Genomic DNA, 17,072 nt, shown 5'->3' with positions numbered 1-17,072 from the left:
CAGATTCTGTCTTAATTGACTTTGCTGCTTCACGAGCAAAAGCTTCGAGTGCTTTCTTATCCATATTGTCCATCCTTAGCCTTTAAGGCTTAAGTTTAGACAGTTACACAGAATTCAGGACACTCTCTAGAAGATTGGCTTACACAATACACTGCTTGATTCATGTTAAGTAACATCAGTTAAGGTGTGCCGCAGCGATACGAAAATAGAAGTGCAAATTTATACCTAACAATAGCAATGAATTGCAATTCATTGCAATTCATTGGCTAATTTACAGGTGCTAAGCCCCCTGCCTTTAAAGCAAGGTATACTACCCGTTTTTCTCACAAGGCAAGCTTTGCTGAACGTTATATTGAGTCCCAATTTAACGCCAATCCCCCCTGAGTTCGGCGACTTTTTGTTGCATCACTTGTGTTGTTGCCTCTTTTGGTGGGACGGGCTCGCCAGCTTCAATTTCTATATGTGACCAAAAACGAGTCGGTAGCCCACAGCAGGCACGCCCTTTGGCACGGCTAAAATAGCTTCCCCACAATCCCTTCAATGCCATGGGGATGACAGGCACAGAGCTGCGTTTTAAAATAATATCCATCCCGCGCATGAAATCGCTGATTTCGCCATCCGCGGTTAACCGTCCCTCTGGGAAAATGCAGACGATATGCCCTTCTGCCAATGCTTGTTCTACATCGTTAAAGGCTTGGCGGATAGAACCGCGACGCGTTGCGGAAATAGGTATCACGCCTGCACGTTTCAAAAAGCGACGAAGTGGCGGCAAATTGGCATAATCCTCTTCCATCACAAAACGGATTAAGCGAGGACAAACCGCGCTCAGCAACAGTGCATCCATATAGCTAACATGATTGCACACCAGCAGTGCTCCGCCCTTTTCAGGTAAGTGATGAAGATTTTTGTGGCTGACTCGATACATGGTATGCGTGAGCATCCACATTAGAAATCGCACCAAGAAGACCGGGACTTGGTAGCATAAATAGAGTGCAACAAAGCCATTAAGCAAAGCTAATATAATGAAGAACTGAGGGATCGTAAGCTCAAGAAAACTCAAACAGATAATCCCTAATAGTGCACTCGCCACCATAAACAGTGAGTTGTAGATATTTAAAGCGGCAATGACTTGTGCGCGTTGAGTGACTTTAGCACGCTGCTGCATTAGCGCATATAAAGGCACAATGAAGATGCCACCGCAGACGCCAATCAACAATAAGAAAAGAAACATCGGCCATAGTGATTGGTAGCTGATAAATTGATAAAAATCAGTAAATTGAGGTAATTTTTCTGGCACGGAGGTTGCCATTAAATAGCCAAATAATGTAATGCCAAAACTGCCGATAGGAACGATACCGATCTCTATTCTATGATGCGATAATTTGTCACAGGTCAATGAGCCAGTGGCAATGCCAACAGAAAACAGTGCTAGCAAAAAAGAAACGGCGCTCTCTGTGCCATATAAATAGTGATGTGTGAAATTTGGAAATTGAGTTAAGTAGGCGGCACCTAAAAACCAGAACCAACTGATCGCCATTACGCATTGGAAAATAGTACGGTCTTGTTTGGCAATCGCAATGGTCTGCTTGGTTTGCTTAATGGGCTGCCAGCGAAAAACGAGATCGGGTGCGCAAGCAGGGGCTTTAGGAATATGACGGCTGGCTAAATAGCCTAACAACGCAAATAGCACCACCGCGCCAGCAGCCACGTATTTAGTGTAGGGCATCGAGGCAATGAGCCCAGCCCCCAATGTGCCTAATAAAATCGCTAAAAATGTGCCTGTTTCCACTAACGCATTGCCCGGAACCAATTCATTCGGCTTGAGTTGCTGCGGCAATAAAGCGTATTTGACTGGACCAAAAAAGGCCGATTGTGTCCCCATCAAAAACAGTAATAACAGTAAAATGGCGTAACTCTCGGTCATAAAACCGATCGCGCCAAGACACATGATGCCAATTTCAGCCAATTTCACTTTACGAATGAAAGCGGATTTTTCGTACTTGTCAGCAAGCACACCAGCAGAGGCAGAAAAAAGGAAAAAAGGAAGAATGAATAGCCCTGCGGCAAGGTTAATAAATAAATTACTGGAAACCGGTAACACGTTCGCTCCAGCAAACGCGACCAATAGCAGCAAGACATTTTTAAAGATGTTATCGTTAAATGCGCCAAAAAACTGGGTGATGAAATACGGAAGAAATCGTTGCTGAGTCAGCAATGAAGATCGAGATTGACTCATTGATGGTCCTTATCGCGCCCAGTGATTAAGATAGTTTGAGAGTAGGTTTTCAATCAGCTCTTTACCATCGATGGGTTCGGCGGCGAAAAATTTATCATCTACGCTTAATAAGGTAATACCATGTACGCCAGACCACAGGACTCGGCTTGCTTGCAGCACTTCTTGTTGCGAGTGTTGTGGAGCAAGGATGGTCAATAAACCTTCAAGCATGGCGGTCATGTTGTCGATGCGCTCTGCTTGCCACTGGGGAAGTAGTTCACCATTCATATTATGTTCAAAAATAAGTTGCCAGCGATTGGGGTGCAACTGAGCAAAATCGTGGTAGCAATAGGCCAATTTATACAACGCTTCTTTTGGATCGCTACACTTGCCTACTACTTTTTTCGCTTGCGAAGAGAGTTCATCCAAGGTTTGAGCTACCACATGCAACAATAAAAGATTGTAACTGCCGAAGACATTGACCAAAGTGCTAGGTACGTAGCCAATCATGGTTGCGATTTTACGCAGGCTAAGCTCGTGATAAGTGTGATTTTGAAGAAAATGCTTCGCGGTCTTGAGTGTCAATGCAATCAGTTCTTCTCGGGTGTGATCGTTTCGTCTGGCCATGGTTACGTATCAATTATGAACAACGTTCGATATTCTAGTGGGGTGGTGTATAAGCGTCAACTTATGGACGGTTAATTTGCAATATTCTGATACATGTCTGCGAGAAGCAACGGTTTTCTTGTCTATCCGAAGTGGTTATGATGAGTAAGCCTCAATAATTATAACCCTAAGGAAAAACATGAAACGTTTTTTTTCCCTTGTAGCACTGCTGATGGTTGCTGTTGCGATCACACCGATAGCAGAAGCAAAGAAATTTGGCGGTGGTAAATCGTTTGGTAAAAGCTATAAAACGGCTCCAGCTCCCAAACAGCAGACTCAAAAAAATGACACCATTAAGCAAGATCAAGCAGGTAAAGCTGGTTCGACCAAAAAAGGTCTGATGGGCGGATTACTGGGTGGTTTACTCGCTGGTGGTCTACTAGCGGCTTTCTTTGGCGGCGCGTTTGAGGGTATCCAGTTTATGGATATTCTGATCTTCGGCCTGATTGCTTTTGTGCTCTTTAAACTGATGCGCGGTATGCTTGGTGCGAAGCAGGGTAGCATGAATCGGCAGCAGCCTGCGTTTGGTGGTGTGAATAACCGGACGGAGTTTGAACAGCCTAACGTGCACAATTTTGAACAACAGCCTCAAGCCACGGGTGGTTTTGGAGCGAATGCACACAGCGATATCCCACATAACTATCCAGCCGGTTTTGATAAGGCCGCTTTCATTAATGGTGCGCGTGAGCACTACCGTATTTTGCAAGGTGCTTGGAACCATAACCAACTTGAAACTGTTGAAGAATATGTGTCGGCGAGCTTGTTTGAAGATTTAAAACAAGAGCGCGCAAAGCTAAACGGTGAACAGCACACAGATGTGATGTACGTAGACGCTGAAGTCGTTCGCGCCGATTACGATGCAAGTAAAGCGCAGTTGAGTTTGCAGTTTACTGGCCGCTACCGCGATTCCGTGGAAGGCATTGAAGAAGATATTAATGATGTGTGGCATTTAGAGCGTGATTTAACCGTACCTAATGCACCTTGGTTGATTGTCGGCATTCAAGGCTAAGACTTTTCACGATGGATCCAAAACGCCCAAGTTTGTCTTGGGCGTTTTGCTAGGTCACTAAGCTAATTTAGCCGTTGTTTCAAAGGCTTCTAATTTTGAAAGATAAGGTGTTAAATCACCAATATTGCTTTTCACCCAATCGGCACAGTAATAGGTATCTAAATAACGTTCGCCGCTGTCGCATAACAGCGTCACGATGGAGCCTGTTTCACCTCGTTGTTTCATCTCACTGGCAATTTGCAAAACCCCATAAAGATTGGTGCCGGTAGAGGGGCCTGCTTTGCGGCCGAGTAGTTTTTCCAACCAATAGATCGTAGCGACACTGGCGGCATCCGCAACGGTGCGCATTTCATCGACTACGCCGGGAATAAAACTCGGTTCAACTCGTGGACGACCAATTCCTTCAATTTTGCTACCACACTGCAAGGTTAAGCTTGGGTCTCGGCTTTTGAAATAATCATGAAATACCGAGTTTTCAGGGTCGACGACGCACAGTTTGGTATTGTGTTTTTGGTAGCGAATAAAGCGGCCTATAGTTGCTGAGGTTCCGCCTGTGCCTGGGCTCATTACAATCCATGTCGGAACGGGGTGATCTTCCATTTGCATTTGGTTAAAAATACTGTCGGCAATATTGCTATTACCACGCCAGTCGGTCGCACGTTCAGCATAAGTGAACTGGTCCATATAATGACCATTCAGTTCTTTAGCTAAGCGGTGTGATTCGGCATAAATTTGATCAGAGCGATCGACTAAATGCGCTTGGCCGCCATAAAGCTCAATCTGCTCAATTTTTTTACGTGCAGTACATTTGGGCATTACAGCAATAAAAGGCAAGCCTAGTAAACGAGCAAAATAAGCTTCTGATACCGCAGTACTGCCCGATGAAGATTCAATGATAGTCGTTTCAGGGCCAACCCAGCCGTTACAGATGGCATACAGAAAAAGAGAACGGGCTAGGCGGTGTTTGAGCGAACCCGTAGGATGCGTACTTTCATCTTTGAGATAAATATCGACCCCAGCGACACAAGGCAAATCGAGCTTGATCAGATGAGTATCGGCCGAGCGTTGGTAGTCCGCTTCTATTTTTCGAATTGCGTTGTTAATCCATTGATGATCGGTGCACATGGTTCTCTCTCCATCGTTATTGTGAGGGTAATTTACCCTTAATGTGAGAGAAAAGCTTTGCTATGTTGCCTGTCATTTTGTAGTTTTAGAGAAAATTATTCTCTTATTCTGGGGGAGCTATGGAGCTTGATAGAATTGATCGCATGATCCTCTCATTACTGCAACAAGACAGCACTTTGTCGCTACATGATTTGGCTGAAGCGGTGAACTTAACCACCACACCTTGCTGGAAGCGATTGAAAAAGCTTGAAGAATCTGGCGTGATTGCGCAGCGAGTTGCCCTGCTTGACCCAGAAAAATTAGATTTGAGTTTTACCGCGTTTGTGTTGATTAAGACCAGCGATCACTCTCACGAATGGTACAGCCATTTTGTCGTGACTGTGTCTGAGTACCCTGAGGTGATGGAGTTCTATCGTATGGCGGGTGAGTACGATTACATGATGAAAGTGTTGGTCAAAGACATGAAGTGTTTTGACCAGTTTTATAAAAAACTGGTCAATGGCGTGAAAGGGATTAATAACGTGACTTCAACCTTTGCAATGGAGTCATTGAAGTACACTACCCAATTGCCTCTGGCATAGCCTGCTCGTCCGAGTCTTTTTATTTGGTGAAGCGCATCACACCTTCTTGCACTGCTGTTGCGACTAAATCTCCTTGGCGGTTGTAAATCTCGCCACGCACTAAACCACGGGTATTGCTGGCCGTAGGGCTTTCTATTGCGTAGAGCAACCACTCATCCATTTTGAATGGGCGGTGGAACCAAATCGAATGATCAATCGTCGCGACTTGAAAGTTAGGTGTCATCAAAGAGACTTTATGAGGATGCAACGCTGTGACTAAAAACCCCCAATCAGACGCGTAACCGAGCAAATATTGATGGATGAGTTGGTTATTTGGCAACTCACCATTAGCGCGTATCCACAGGTACTGTTTTGGCTCCGCTTTTTGTGGTTTTAGCGGGTTAATTACGGTCACTGGACGCATCTCAATCGCTTTTTCGCCACAAAAACCCTTTTTTATTTTTTCAGGTAATAAGTGTGCAATCTGGGCTGCCAGTTCAGATTCAGAGGCAAAATTTTCAGGACCAGGGATGTCAGGCATGGTGTTTTGATGTTCAAAACCGGGCGCTTCACCGTGATAAGAAGCGGTGAGATAGAAAATCGGCCGACCATTCTGAATGGCTTTGACTCGTCTGGTACTGAAACTGCGTCCGTCCCTTAAATTCTCAACATCATAAATGATTGGTTTTTCAGGATCCCCGGGGTAAAGAAAATAGCTATGAAATGAGTGAACAGTGCGGTCGGAATCAACCGTATAGCGAGCCGCCGAGAGTGCTTGGCCAATCACTTGCCCACCATACACTTGTGGCAGACCTAAGTTCTCGCTCTCACCTCGGTATAAACCTTCTTCTAGCTTTTCCAGTTGCAGCAAATCCAATAGTTCATTTAATGGTTTACTCATAGACCCTCACCGAGATTCTTAATGTAATTATTATCATTGTTGACTAAGTCAATATCTTGTTAATACCAAATGGACGACCATGACAGCAGATAAAACCGAACCTATAATCATCACCTATCTAACACCATAACTGAGGTTTTATCCTTATGAAAAAGGCACTGTTGCTGATTATGTCGTCTGTTTTGGGTCTAATGCTTGTGGGTTGCCAGTCAGCGCAAAAACCAACCTCTTCCGAGAGCAATATTCAATCGATCATGGGTACGGTTTCGTACCGTGAGCGTATTGCACTGCCGGATAAGGCGCTTGTCACTATCACTTTGCAAGATGTTTCATTGGCTGATGCACCCGCTAAAGTGATCGCAAAACACCGCTTTGAAACTAACGGGATGCAAGTGCCGCTTGAGTTTGACTTGGCATTCGACAACCGAAAAATTGATGCTCGCCACCGTTACAGCGTCAGTGCTCGCATCGAAGTCGATGGAAAACTGCGCTTCATTACGGATACCAATTACGCCGTGATTACTGATGATAATAACACTAAACGGGTTGATTTGCGTTTGGTTGGTGTTAAACGGTAGTAAAAACAGAAGCAATAAAATAGACGCAATACTATAAAAAACAGTAAAACAAGAAATAGTAAAACAGCCCTTTCCCGAGCTAGATAAGCGGGAAAGGCGCTTGACCGAAAGGGGCTTAGGGGCGCCACTGGTATAATCGAAGTTTTATTTTGCCATGCTCGTTCACTTCGACGCCTTCGGCGATCAATTTTTGTCGTTGACGTAATAAATCCTCTCCTTTTAGCGAAATCTCTCCTTTGCTGTTGATCACACGAAACCAAGGTAATCGGCTGTTTTTAGGTAGGTTACCTAATGCTTTTCCAACATGGCGTGCGTAGCCGGGGTATCCTGCTAAACGAGCAATTTCCCCATAGGTTGTCACTTTTCCCGCGGGAATTTGATGTATAACTGCAAAAATCTGCGCTAAAAATTGGTTCATGCTGACAATTCGTCCATACTAGCAGTGTCCTAGTTCGATAGTTACCAAGGAACGGTATAAGGAGAGGGCATGCTATTTTCTACCTTTCAATTTCTAATCACAACCGTGTTGGCTGTGGTTTGTGCAAGAGCCATAGGTTTAAGCGAAGGGGACATCCCCGTGCTGGCCATCGTGATCCCTGCGCTGTGGATTTTACCGCAAGGGGGCGTCGCGGGTGTGTTATTATTGGCTGCAATGACCGCTTATGGTTTCACTTTATCTTATCAGCCAATCGCTCTTTCTGTCAGTGTTTGGGTGCTGCTGCCTTTGTTGACGGTGGCCTTTTCTAAACGCAGTAGCATGGGCGTTATCTTAGTGAGCACGTTGATCGTACTGACGTTGCAAGTCGGTATCATCGTTACTCAATCGGCTGGGAAATTAGGCGGTACAGGCTGGCTGACTGTTATTCAGACTCTTTCTGCTATCGTTGTTTGGTGGTCGGTTGCGCACTGGAAGCCATCCAATAAGCACCGTTGGTGGGCGTTAGGGTTACTGCTACCGCTATGGATGGCCGATTTCTCGTATGCGGTGTTAGTTGCGTTAAGCATTACTGGCATTATGGCGTCGATGGAAAGTTTAACCCAATCCAAACCAGTCGCAGTGAATTGGAATGGTTTGTTATGCTGGACACTTCCAACGGTAGGCTTTGCAAGCTTAGTCGTCTCGCCCACAAGTGATGTACCAAACCCAGTATTCGTGGTTTGGATCTGTTTACTGGCTACTGCTTGGATGACTGATTATCTACTCAAGAGCACCGAAGAGAATACCGAATGACCAGAACACAACTGAATGTAGATTAGAGCATGTTGTGGGTGAAGTTGTGACTTCATTCTTATGCATATATAGAGCATTAGTATATGATGCTCACCTCTCATTACAACAATATAAACGTCATGGTTCGTGCATTTCGGCTAATAGGTCTTTTATGGCTAGCAACGGCGGCACACAGCGTCATCAGTGCTCCCATAATCAACGCTAAAACATATCGAGTAGCGACAGAAGCGGACGATGTTGTCACGCGTATTTTGTTTGATGCCATTGCTTACCAATTTCGCCTTGAGATTGACTATGTTAATTACCCCAGCTTTGATGCGATCTTGACCGCTATCGAACAAGGGGAGAGCGATTTTGCAGCCAATGTGACTTACACCGAACAGCGTGCTCAACGCTTTGATTTCTCAAGTCCTACCAATATTGAATATACCTATGCATTTAGCCACAGCAACGTACAGTTAACCGATCTGGCGAGGGTCGGGGTTCCCAAAGGAACGATTTATGGTGAGCTGATTGCCGCTTATTTTCCTCATATTATACAGATTGAGTATGATGGTGCTCGGCGTGCCAAAGAACTTTTAAGCACGGCTGAAGTCGATGTGGTCGTAGACGCGATTAATCAATTAAAGCCGATGTTGATGGCAGGGCTCGATGCTCAATTGCTTAATGACCAACTGCCTATTCAGCCGGTTGCCATTATTACGCCAAAAGGGCACAACACTTTATTACTCAACAAAATTCAAGAATATGTACACTCAGCGTCGGTACAAAAACTGCTTAGAGAATCAGTACAAAAATACCAATTTGATATCCGCAAGCAGGCGTTGCGTCAATCAGTCATTGATAGCGGCTTAAACGTGCAGCGACCGTTAAAAGTAAAATTGGAGAACATCAGCCAATTTGCTCAGTATCAGCACGATGGTAAAGTGAAAGGAATAAACGCGGACATTGTTTTTAAAGCATGTGACATTCTGTTACTCAAATGCGAACTGGCCAGCCAGCCAGACGAAACGTGGGAGAGTATGTATGCCGATTTGGTCAATAAACGCATTGATATCCTAGTACCAGTTACCGTCTCTCAACAACGAAAATCCGACGTTTATTTCAGTGACACGTATTACCAGCCTGAAGCCGTCTTGAGCAAACGTGAAAATTACAAAGACAATGTTTACAGCAATGTATCGGAATTAATTGTTGAGCGCATCGGCGTGATTAAAGAAGATTTCTTTGAAGAGCTGTTAGGAAAAATGCTGCCCAATAAAGTGCTACATGTTTATAAAACTCAAAATGAATTGGTCAAAGCCTTGCTCGGTAAGGAGGTCGATTACATCGTTCTAAACCGTGCTAACTTTAACCAAATATTGCGCGAAGCGGATAACTTATTGCCGTTGGAAGAAGATCTATTTATCGGCAGTTTTTACTCGTCTGAGATTGCAATGGGCTTTCCCAAAAATAGCATGGGCGCTTCGCTGGCTCCTTTATTTACTCGTGCTATTAAGATGATTGATACGCAGAAAATCATCAACACCTATGATTATCAACCGAATTGGCGAGCAACGTTAGCGGCCGAGAAAACTTTTTCACGTCACACTCAATGGCTGTTTACGTTGGTATTTGGCTTCTTGTTAGTGGTCGCTTTCTATCTACACTCACAATCTGTTACCGATAATTTAACCAAGCTGCGTAATCGCCGAGCTTTATATCGTCGTTATTCGAGAGGCTTAAACAGCGATCTAACCTTGATTTATTTAGATGTGAATAACTTTAAGCCGATAAACGATAACTATGGTCATGAAGTGGGGGATGAAGTGTTAAAAGTACTTGCCAGCCGTATCGACTCTATTTGGCGTGGTCGTAGTTACCGAATCGGGGGTGATGAGTTTATCCTGATTGGGCAATATAGTGATGAGGAGCTTGAGCCTGTGTTAATGCAGTTAGAGTCCTTTACCTACAGCGATTCTGCTCGAAATTTAAACATAAAAGTCAATGTGGCGATTGGTGTGTCGAATTACAGAGATCATTTCATGAGCATGGAAGAAGTATTGCACCAAACTGATATTGCCATGTACCAAAGTAAGCACCACGGTAGCGGTCAACGAGATAATACAAAGCCTCTTCTCAAGATAATCAGAAGTTCAAACAAGAGCTAAAATAGTCCACCTATTTTATTGAGTAGAAGAGAAAATAGAAGATTTGTTCAAATGGTGTTCACTTAAAACAAAAAGCTTTCATCCATTGGGATTTCGGCTTGCAATCATTACTATGATGCTTGATAATCGCCGCACTCTTTGGCTAGCAAGCCAAGAAAACAAATCAATGGAGGCTCTGGTCCTCCCGCAACACTAACTTGTGAACTCGGTCAGGCCCGGAAGGGAGCAGCCGCAGCAGGCGACGTGTGTGCCGGGATGTGGCTGGGGCCTCCACCCTTTTTGTCGCTGACAAACTTTATCCGTACACTCCCGATTTCTTCGTTTCAAAAGCTAATGCAATAATGTTTTATCATATTGCAATCTGAAACATACATTTTGTCCAAAGACATGCTGATTCATTTATAATCAATTATTATTGAAAGTTGATTTATTAATAACTATTGGTTTATGACTATGCTCAATCCTATTTGGTTAAACACTTTTAAAACATTAGTCGATATTGGGCACTTTACTAAAACGGCTGAGTTACTCCATATGACGCAACCTGGGGTAAGCCAGCACATAAATAAACTAGAAGCTGCCTGCGGTTATCCTTTGATAAAGAGATTTAACAAGAAATTTGAGTTAACAATCTATGGGCGGAAAGTTTACGATTATGCTGTCAAACACTTTGAAGAAGAGTTTGAGTTATTACAGAATCTGGCACACGACGAACCTTTCCGTGGTCGCTGTACTATAGGCTGTTCGGGGACTTTCGCGTGGCTGATTTATTCACAATTACTTTCTTTGCAAGTGAGCTATCCAGGCTTATCCATTGAGTTAGAAGCAACGCCAAACCATCGTATATTTGAGCAGATATTGCAGGGGAAACTGGATATAGGTCTAGTGACAAAAGAACCTAACCCTAAATATTTCGCGAGCCGTATTGTTGGTGCGGAGTGTCTTGCTCTTGTATTGCCACTGTCCGCAGACGAAAGCTTGCCTATAAATGACTTGTTAATAGAATTGGGAGTCGTTCGTCATCCAGATTTCGCTCACTACTTCCAAACATATGTCAATCAAGCGAATAATGATTTGCTTCGTCTAGTCGATTTGGAGGATGTTTCGACGCAAAGCTATATTAACCAAGTGCACCAAATATTAGTTCCTATAGCTAAAGGGATCGGTTTTACAGTGGTTCCTCGATGGTGCGTTAACTTGTTCGCGGATAAAGAGCAGCTAAAAATATTCAACATTACCGAAGACATACAAGAACCTGTTTACTTGGTTAGCAAACTTAACTCACCTCTTGCTAGGCGTTATGAGCAAGTCATTGACGTTATTGATCACTCTTTTAAGGCTGTTTGACTTGATTGAGCTCCACATAAGCAGATGATATTGGCATTAAAGCTTCATAGCTGACCTTGCAATAGAAACCAAAAAGGGCTGGTTGTGCTACCAGCCTTTGAAATTTTATTAATGCATCACAGATCAACTATTCGTAATCAGAGGCATAAGTTTCTTCGTATGAGTGCGAGTAAAGCTCAAATAGGTTGCCAAATGGGTCTTCTAGATAAACCATTTTAGCGAGCTTGTTATCATCTTTTGGGTGGTAACGCATGATATCCATACGCGCTTTACCGCCATATTGTTCAATGCGCTTAATAGCGCCTTCAAAGTCGTCGGTTTGTAGACAGAAGTGGAAGATACCAAGGCGAGAGAAGTCTACTTCGTGGCGCTCTTCGCGCTCTTTCATTTCAAACAGTTCAACGCCAATACCATCAGTTGTTACTAGATGTGCAATATTGAAACCTTTGAAACCCTCACCAAAAACAGCAATACACATGCGGCCAATCGCTGACTCTCGCTCTTCAATAACTTGTGTATTATTCATAACGATTTTTAAACCTAAAGCCTGAGTGTAGAACTCAACAGCTTTATCCATATCGCCAACCATAATACCGACGTGATTCATTTTCATAATTCGCTCCTAATACCTTTGATTTTTTGGCTTCGTTTCGATAGATGGGAGTATATGGAGATTGATGAATTAAATAAAATTATCAGTAATTATAAAAATGATAAATTATAATTATAAGCGAAACGCAAGATGTCACCGTGTTAGAACCAATACAAATGGCGATAGTAGAAAATGATAATTTTCCGTATCTAAGCCAATCCGTGACAGGCTAATTTAGAAAAATCGTTCAGTTCAGATTTGGCCACACATTTGTTAGTGAGCTAAGTGGTATCGGATATTCAACGGCTCCTCATCCATTGAGTTGAAGAAAAAATCTCTTATTAAGGGATTCTTAAGTTACGTCCGTTATTTTTGTTTACAGAGTAAGCAAAAAGGAAATGCCGATGAAAACCATACGCTCAGCATCTGATCTGCAATTGGCCGTAATTGATCCTTCTCATCCTCGCTGGTTGGAAGCCATACACCTTGTGCGCGAGCGTTATCAGCAAGCGTTTGATGCACGCCTTATTACTTTTATGCCTTCTTATTTAGCTTTGCTTGATCATGACGAAATGAAATCCGTATGTGGTTTTCGCGTAGCGCAGCAAGAGCCTCTATTTCTCGAACAATACCTTGACCAACCTGCCGATGAAATTTTATCGCAGCGTTTTGATTGCCGAGTATCCCGAAGTGCTTTGATTGAATTTGGCCAACTGGCCTCTTTTGGTCGTGGTTTATCGGCGCTGCACTTTACTTTGATCGCGCAACAGCTGGTTGATTTAGGGTATGAATGGTGCGTTTTTACAGCAACGGATCCACTGCATGCTTTGATGCGTCGATTTGGTTTACAACCGACATTGATCGCGAAAGCGTCAGCATCTTGCATTCCTAACGCCAACCAAATTTGGGGCAGTTATTACCAACACAGCCCTCGAATTTTAGCGGGAAATTTGGCGCAGGGGCTGGCGTTGCTCAACCGATTTCATTTAAACCAAAAACAAGCGTGAGGCCTTTGCTATGAACCGAATTTTATCGGCGCTTCATCAACATGCGCAGCAAAAGCCAGATAGCATTGCCTTCATTGGGCACAATGCCAAACAAGAAAAGATAGCGCTGAGCTATCAACAGCTCTTAGAAAAAGTGGAAGCCACAGCACGCACATTGTGCCAGTGGCAGGTTCAGCGTATTGCATTAAAAGCTGAAAATAGTTTGGATTGGGTGATCATCGACCTTGCGGCCATGCACGCAAAAATAGTGCTCGTTCCTGTACCTACTTTCTTTAGTAAGGCCCAGGTTGAACACCTACTGTATGAATCGGGTGTGGATGTTTGCTTAGGTGATTGGCAAACGCTAGGTGAACCTTTCTCAACGCTCAGTCATCTACCTGCTTTTGTCTATTTGGCGAATCCATCAGCACAGGTGTTGCCTTTGACGCAAAAAATCACCTTTACGTCTGGGTCCACCGGAACGCCGAAAGGGGTGTGTTTGAGTGACGAAAACATGCAAGCGGTCACGCTGGCGATCGCAGAGAAAATGTCCGCGCAAGTTGAGCGTCACCTCGTGATGCTGCCTCTCTCAACCTTGTTAGAAAACATCACGGGTGTGTATGTTCCTTTGGTTCTGGGTGTGACATCGACAGTTGTCTGTGGCAGCGAAGTAGGTTTGACTGGTTCTAGCCAGTTCTGTGGTGCAACGTTCGCACTCGCACTACAACAGTTTCAGCCGTCAAGCTTGGTGCTAACGCCTGCGCTATTGCTGGCATTAATTGAAGTCGTCAAGCGGAGCCCAGCTCTTGCGCTGCCTTTACGCTGGGTTGCCGTGGGCGGGGCGCGAGTGGCTCCCCAATTAATTGACGCAGCTCGCCAGCTCGGCATTCCCGCTTTTGAAGGGTATGGTTTGTCTGAAAGTGCTTCGGTCGTGAGTATGAATACACCCCAACAAAATAAGCCGGGGTCGTGCGGACAGGTGCTGTCTCATCTTCAGGTTTCGCTGGCACAAGATGGCGAATTGTTAGTTAAAGGCAACACGGCTTTGGGGTATTTAGGTGAGCCGTTTAGCCACGAGTGGTTGTCAACTGGCGATATGGCCACAATCGATGATGAGGGTTTTTTAACCATCATCGGGCGTAAAAAGAACCTAATCATCACCAGTTTTGGGCGTAACGTGGCCCCTGAATGGATTGAATCTCAAGCATTGGCTTTGATTGCACACCATCGATTTGTGGTGGTGGGCGACGGGCAGGCAGGCCTCACGGCCGTCAGTGACAGTCCTTTACCTGATCTCGTTACGCGCGTGCAACAGCTCAATAGCGTGTTGCCCGATTACGCACACATCACGCAGCTTTGGTTGGTGAGCGATACTCATTGCTGGCAAAAGTGGCTGACCGCTAATGGTCGCCCAAAACGCTTAGCTATTGAAAACGCATTGCAAGAGGCTCGCTTGGCGCGCCACACCACTAATCCACAGACGGTTTTTATCTCTATTCCTTCCTTCTATTCAATGGCTGAGGAGCTTTAAAATGAGCAAATTTTTCCATATTTTAAAAACACAAACTGAGCCAGCACAGCAGCAGATGTTGCAAGCTCCGGTATTTGATGCCTGCGCAAGAGGAGAGATCAGCCTAGAGATGTATATTCGTTTTCTCACTCAAGCTTATCACCATGTCAAACATACGGTGCCACTGCTGATGGCATGTGGCAGCCGCTTAGGCGATGAATATGAGTGGGTACGAACGGCGATTGCCGAGTACATCGATGAAGAAAAAGGCCACCAAGAGTGGATCTTGAACGATATTAAAGCGTGCGGTGGTGATGTGGATGCAGTGCGTCATAATGAGGGCGCTGGGCGCGTCAGCGCTTCCATCGAACTCATGGTGGCGTATCTCTATCACCAGATTGATCGCGCTAACCCGTTGAGCTTATTTGGCATGGTGTGGGTACTTGAAGGAACCAGTGTGGGTGTCGGTGGGAATATCGCACGGTTAGTCAAACAGCGTTTGGCGCTTCCTGATGCGGCGATGACCTATCTCACTTCGCACAGTGAACTTGACCAAGGGCACATCCGTTTTTTTGAATCGTTAATGAACAACATTCAGTGTGTATCCGACCAAGAGGCCATCATCCGCTCTGCAAACATGGTGTTTGATCTGTATGGGCAGATGCTGCGAGAACTACCGCTTCCTTGCGAGTCAATGGTGCATGCAGGTTCGCAAGATTTAGCTTCGCAAGGTGTAAGGTCGCAATATGGATCTTAATCATCGACATGTTTTACTCACCGGCGCTTCCGGTGGTATCGGGCAACGCATCGCATTGCTGCTTGCTAAGCAAGGAGCCAGTCTAGTTCTGGTGGCTCGTGATGGTCAAAAACTCGAGCAACTTCGGCAAACGCTACCCATGCCTGAGAAGCATCTGATTTTGAGTGCAGATTTAAGCACAGAGTCAGGAGTAGAGCAGATCAACACCTTCATTCAGCGCTTTTTTATGGGCCAGAAACGAATCAGTGTGGTGATCAATAATGCGGGCATTAACCAGTTTCGCTTATTAGCCAGACGAACCGCAGTTTCAGTGCAGCAGGAGCTGCATTTGAATTTACTTGCTCCGATGCAACTGACTCAATCGGCGATACATTGGTTGAATAAACCGGGGATTATTTTAAATATTGGCTCAAGTTTAGGGGCTATTGGTTACCCTGGTTATGCCACGTACTGCGCTACCAAAGCAGGGTTGCACCGTTTTAGTGAAGCGATGCAGCGTGAGCTTGAGGGGACGGGTATCAAGGTACTTTACCTAGCGCCGCGAGCGACCAATACCGAGCTGAATAATGACACGGTGAACCAGTTCAACCAAGCCGTAGGCAACCACTGTGATGAGCCAGAGGTTGTTGCCCAACATGTGCTTAGTATGCTTGAAAGCGAATCAACAACTCGCTGGATTGGCTGGCCTGAAAAAGTGTTGGTGCGATTAAATCAACTATGGCCTGCAGTGATTTCGTCGGCAATTAAAAAGCAGCAAGCGACCATTCTTGCCTTTTTGAACCGTTAAAGCGTGATAATTCAAGGAGAACAACATATGAAAACTGTGTTTAAATGGGCCAGTGCATTGGTCATCTTTGCGGTAAGCACGATACCCGCTTTTGCGATCACCCCTTTAGCTCAGGTTCAATCTGATTGGGCCAAATGCCAATACAAAATGAAGTCGAGCGATGATCAAGAACGTTGTTTTGAACGTGTCATTATGCGTAACACATTAGAGATGAAATCAAGTAACAGTCCAGAACTCAAAGTGTGGCTTGCCATCAATAAATCCTCATTAGCGGGCGTAAAAGGTGGGTTGGGTGCGCTATCTTTAGTGAAAGAGGCGAAATTATTGTACGAAGAGGTTATCGATCAAGCGCCTAATACTTTAGATGGCTCGGCTTTTACAAGTTTAGGCACCTTATATTACAAAGTGCCCGGCTGGCCAGTGGCTTTTGGCGACGACGTTAAAGCGGAAGAGTTGCTGCAAAGAGCGCTGCTGATTAACCCGACAGGAATTGATGCCAACTATTTTTACGGTGATTTTCTTGCCGAGCAAGGCAGAACCGATGAAGCAAGAAAGTACCTGTTGCAAGCACAACAAGCACCAGCAAGGCCACAAAGAGCGATTGCCGATGCTGGGCGTCAGCAAGAAATTGCCCTTTTGTTGGAGAATTTAAAATAAC

At 44.7% G+C, this 17,072-nt stretch carries 17 protein-coding genes and 1 other RNA gene; 12 read left to right on the top strand and 6 right to left on the bottom strand.

Features of this window, described 5'->3' with window-relative positions:
- Positions 1 to 364: 364 nt before the first annotated feature.
- Both AACV32_RS15955 and AACV32_RS15950 read right to left on the bottom strand, forming a co-directional pair.
- Positions 365 to 2,236 (bottom strand): MFS transporter, encoded by a 1,872-nt coding sequence (locus tag AACV32_RS15955; RefSeq protein ID WP_017049086.1) that lies wholly within the window; start codon positions 2,234 to 2,236, stop codon positions 365 to 367.
- Positions 2,237 to 2,245: 9 nt separating this feature from the next.
- Positions 2,246 to 2,842: a TetR/AcrR family transcriptional regulator gene (locus AACV32_RS15950; RefSeq protein ID WP_013856438.1), complete on the bottom strand. Its 597-nt coding sequence runs from the start codon at positions 2,840 to 2,842 to the stop codon at positions 2,246 to 2,248.
- 178 nt (positions 2,843 to 3,020) lie between these two features.
- Here AACV32_RS15950 and AACV32_RS15945 point away from each other — a divergent pair, with 178 nt between their 5' ends.
- On the top strand, positions 3,021 to 3,890 hold the full coding sequence (locus tag AACV32_RS15945) for a Tim44 domain-containing protein (protein ID WP_013856439.1): 870 nt from the start codon (positions 3,021 to 3,023) through the stop codon (positions 3,888 to 3,890).
- A gap of 57 nt (positions 3,891 to 3,947) precedes the next feature.
- Here the strand turns inward: AACV32_RS15945 and AACV32_RS15940 are convergent, their stop codons facing one another.
- Positions 3,948 to 5,015, bottom strand: a complete 1,068-nt coding sequence (locus tag AACV32_RS15940; RefSeq protein WP_013856440.1) for a PLP-dependent cysteine synthase family protein — start codon at positions 5,013 to 5,015, stop codon at positions 3,948 to 3,950.
- 119 nt (positions 5,016 to 5,134) lie between these two features.
- On the opposite strand from AACV32_RS15940, the gene AACV32_RS15935 reads away from it, so the two are divergent.
- Complete coding sequence (locus AACV32_RS15935; protein ID WP_170895370.1) at positions 5,135 to 5,596, top strand: Lrp/AsnC family transcriptional regulator; 462 nt, start codon at positions 5,135 to 5,137, stop codon at positions 5,594 to 5,596.
- A 19-nt stretch (positions 5,597 to 5,615) separates the two neighbouring features.
- Here AACV32_RS15935 and tesB read toward each other — a convergent pair whose 3' ends face one another.
- Positions 5,616 to 6,476, bottom strand: coding sequence for an acyl-CoA thioesterase II (gene tesB, locus AACV32_RS15930; protein WP_017045284.1), 861 nt, complete (start codon positions 6,474 to 6,476; stop codon positions 5,616 to 5,618).
- A gap of 146 nt (positions 6,477 to 6,622) precedes the next feature.
- Between tesB and AACV32_RS15925 the strand changes: the two genes are divergently transcribed.
- Positions 6,623 to 7,054, top strand: a complete 432-nt coding sequence (locus AACV32_RS15925; RefSeq protein WP_026028389.1) for a YbaY family lipoprotein — start codon at positions 6,623 to 6,625, stop codon at positions 7,052 to 7,054.
- 115 nt (positions 7,055 to 7,169) lie between these two features.
- Here AACV32_RS15925 and AACV32_RS15920 read toward each other — a convergent pair whose 3' ends face one another.
- Positions 7,170 to 7,472, bottom strand: coding sequence for an MGMT family protein (locus AACV32_RS15920; protein WP_010319991.1), 303 nt, complete (start codon positions 7,470 to 7,472; stop codon positions 7,170 to 7,172).
- A 69-nt stretch (positions 7,473 to 7,541) separates the two neighbouring features.
- Between AACV32_RS15920 and AACV32_RS15915 the strand changes: the two genes are divergently transcribed.
- The 4 genes from AACV32_RS15915 (at position 7,542) to AACV32_RS15900 (ending at position 11,782) form a co-directional block, all read left to right on the top strand.
- Positions 7,542 to 8,285, top strand: coding sequence for a hypothetical protein (locus tag AACV32_RS15915; RefSeq protein WP_017049084.1), 744 nt, complete (start codon positions 7,542 to 7,544; stop codon positions 8,283 to 8,285).
- A gap of 83 nt (positions 8,286 to 8,368) precedes the next feature.
- A complete protein-coding gene (locus AACV32_RS15910; RefSeq protein WP_170895371.1) occupies positions 8,369 to 10,435 on the top strand; it encodes a GGDEF domain-containing protein in 2,067 nt (688 codons plus the stop codon).
- A 173-nt stretch (positions 10,436 to 10,608) separates the two neighbouring features.
- Positions 10,609 to 10,705: signal recognition particle sRNA small type (gene ffs, locus AACV32_RS15905), an RNA gene on the top strand.
- A 177-nt stretch (positions 10,706 to 10,882) separates the two neighbouring features.
- Positions 10,883 to 11,782, top strand: coding sequence for a LysR family transcriptional regulator (locus AACV32_RS15900; protein WP_017045111.1), 900 nt, complete (start codon positions 10,883 to 10,885; stop codon positions 11,780 to 11,782).
- 127 nt (positions 11,783 to 11,909) lie between these two features.
- On the opposite strand, the gene AACV32_RS15895 is transcribed toward AACV32_RS15900, so the two are convergent.
- Positions 11,910 to 12,395, bottom strand: coding sequence for a VOC family protein (locus AACV32_RS15895; RefSeq protein WP_170895372.1), 486 nt, complete (start codon positions 12,393 to 12,395; stop codon positions 11,910 to 11,912).
- A 377-nt stretch (positions 12,396 to 12,772) separates the two neighbouring features.
- Between AACV32_RS15895 and AACV32_RS15890 the strand changes: the two genes are divergently transcribed.
- From AACV32_RS15890 to AACV32_RS15870, 5 genes are read left to right on the top strand one after another with little or no spacing between them, the layout of a single operon-like run.
- Entirely contained in the window at positions 12,773 to 13,381 is a 609-nt protein-coding gene (locus tag AACV32_RS15890) for a thermostable hemolysin (protein WP_371319555.1), read from the top strand.
- 10 nt (positions 13,382 to 13,391) lie between these two features.
- Complete coding sequence (locus tag AACV32_RS15885) at positions 13,392 to 14,891, top strand: AMP-binding protein (RefSeq protein WP_170895374.1); 1,500 nt, start codon at positions 13,392 to 13,394, stop codon at positions 14,889 to 14,891.
- Position 14,892: 1 nt separating this feature from the next.
- Positions 14,893 to 15,627, top strand: a complete 735-nt coding sequence (locus AACV32_RS15880; protein ID WP_017047062.1) for a TenA family transcriptional regulator — start codon at positions 14,893 to 14,895, stop codon at positions 15,625 to 15,627.
- A complete protein-coding gene (locus AACV32_RS15875; protein WP_170895375.1) occupies positions 15,617 to 16,414 on the top strand; it encodes an SDR family oxidoreductase in 798 nt (265 codons plus the stop codon). Before AACV32_RS15880 ends, AACV32_RS15875 begins: the two co-directional genes overlap by 11 nt.
- A gap of 27 nt (positions 16,415 to 16,441) precedes the next feature.
- Positions 16,442 to 17,071 carry a tetratricopeptide repeat protein gene (locus AACV32_RS15870; RefSeq protein WP_170895376.1) on the top strand — a complete coding sequence of 210 codons (630 nt, stop codon included), beginning with the start codon at positions 16,442 to 16,444 and terminating at the stop codon, positions 17,069 to 17,071.
- Position 17,072: the final 1 nt, after the last annotated feature.

It is taken from the genome of Vibrio sp. B7, from assembly GCF_963888765.1.
Lineage (GTDB): Bacteria > Pseudomonadota > Gammaproteobacteria > Enterobacterales > Vibrionaceae > Vibrio > Vibrio anguillarum.
Note: the sequence above shows the minus strand (reverse complement) of the source record. Positions and strands in the feature narration are given on the sequence as shown.

Excerpts from the sequence above, each read along its gene's own strand:
- tesB (WP_017045284.1), bottom strand. The coding sequence starts at position 6,476 with ATGAGTAAACCATTAAATGAACTATTGGATTTGCTGCAACTGGAAAAG.
- AACV32_RS15935 (WP_170895370.1), top strand. The coding sequence starts at position 5,135 with ATGGAGCTTGATAGAATTGATCGCATGATCCTCTCATTACTGCAACAA.
- AACV32_RS15885 (WP_170895374.1), top strand. The coding sequence starts at position 13,392 with ATGAACCGAATTTTATCGGCGCTTCATCAACATGCGCAGCAAAAGCCA.
- AACV32_RS15945 (WP_013856439.1), top strand. The coding sequence starts at position 3,021 with ATGAAACGTTTTTTTTCCCTTGTAGCACTGCTGATGGTTGCTGTTGCG.
- AACV32_RS15915 (WP_017049084.1), top strand. The coding sequence starts at position 7,542 with ATGCTATTTTCTACCTTTCAATTTCTAATCACAACCGTGTTGGCTGTG.
- AACV32_RS15890 (WP_371319555.1), top strand. The coding sequence starts at position 12,773 with ATGCCGATGAAAACCATACGCTCAGCATCTGATCTGCAATTGGCCGTA.
- AACV32_RS15900 (WP_017045111.1), top strand. The coding sequence starts at position 10,883 with ATGACTATGCTCAATCCTATTTGGTTAAACACTTTTAAAACATTAGTC.
- AACV32_RS15955 (WP_017049086.1), bottom strand. The coding sequence starts at position 2,236 with ATGAGTCAATCTCGATCTTCATTGCTGACTCAGCAACGATTTCTTCCG.
- AACV32_RS15895 (WP_170895372.1), bottom strand. The coding sequence starts at position 12,395 with ATGAAAATGAATCACGTCGGTATTATGGTTGGCGATATGGATAAAGCT.
- AACV32_RS15910 (WP_170895371.1), top strand. The coding sequence starts at position 8,369 with ATGATGCTCACCTCTCATTACAACAATATAAACGTCATGGTTCGTGCA.
- AACV32_RS15880 (WP_017047062.1), top strand. The coding sequence starts at position 14,893 with ATGAGCAAATTTTTCCATATTTTAAAAACACAAACTGAGCCAGCACAG.
- AACV32_RS15875 (WP_170895375.1), top strand. The coding sequence starts at position 15,617 with ATGGATCTTAATCATCGACATGTTTTACTCACCGGCGCTTCCGGTGGT.
- AACV32_RS15925 (WP_026028389.1), top strand. The coding sequence starts at position 6,623 with ATGAAAAAGGCACTGTTGCTGATTATGTCGTCTGTTTTGGGTCTAATG.
- AACV32_RS15950 (WP_013856438.1), bottom strand. The coding sequence starts at position 2,842 with ATGGCCAGACGAAACGATCACACCCGAGAAGAACTGATTGCATTGACA.
- AACV32_RS15940 (WP_013856440.1), bottom strand. The coding sequence starts at position 5,015 with ATGTGCACCGATCATCAATGGATTAACAACGCAATTCGAAAAATAGAA.
- AACV32_RS15920 (WP_010319991.1), bottom strand. The coding sequence starts at position 7,472 with ATGAACCAATTTTTAGCGCAGATTTTTGCAGTTATACATCAAATTCCC.
- AACV32_RS15870 (WP_170895376.1), top strand. The coding sequence starts at position 16,442 with ATGAAAACTGTGTTTAAATGGGCCAGTGCATTGGTCATCTTTGCGGTA.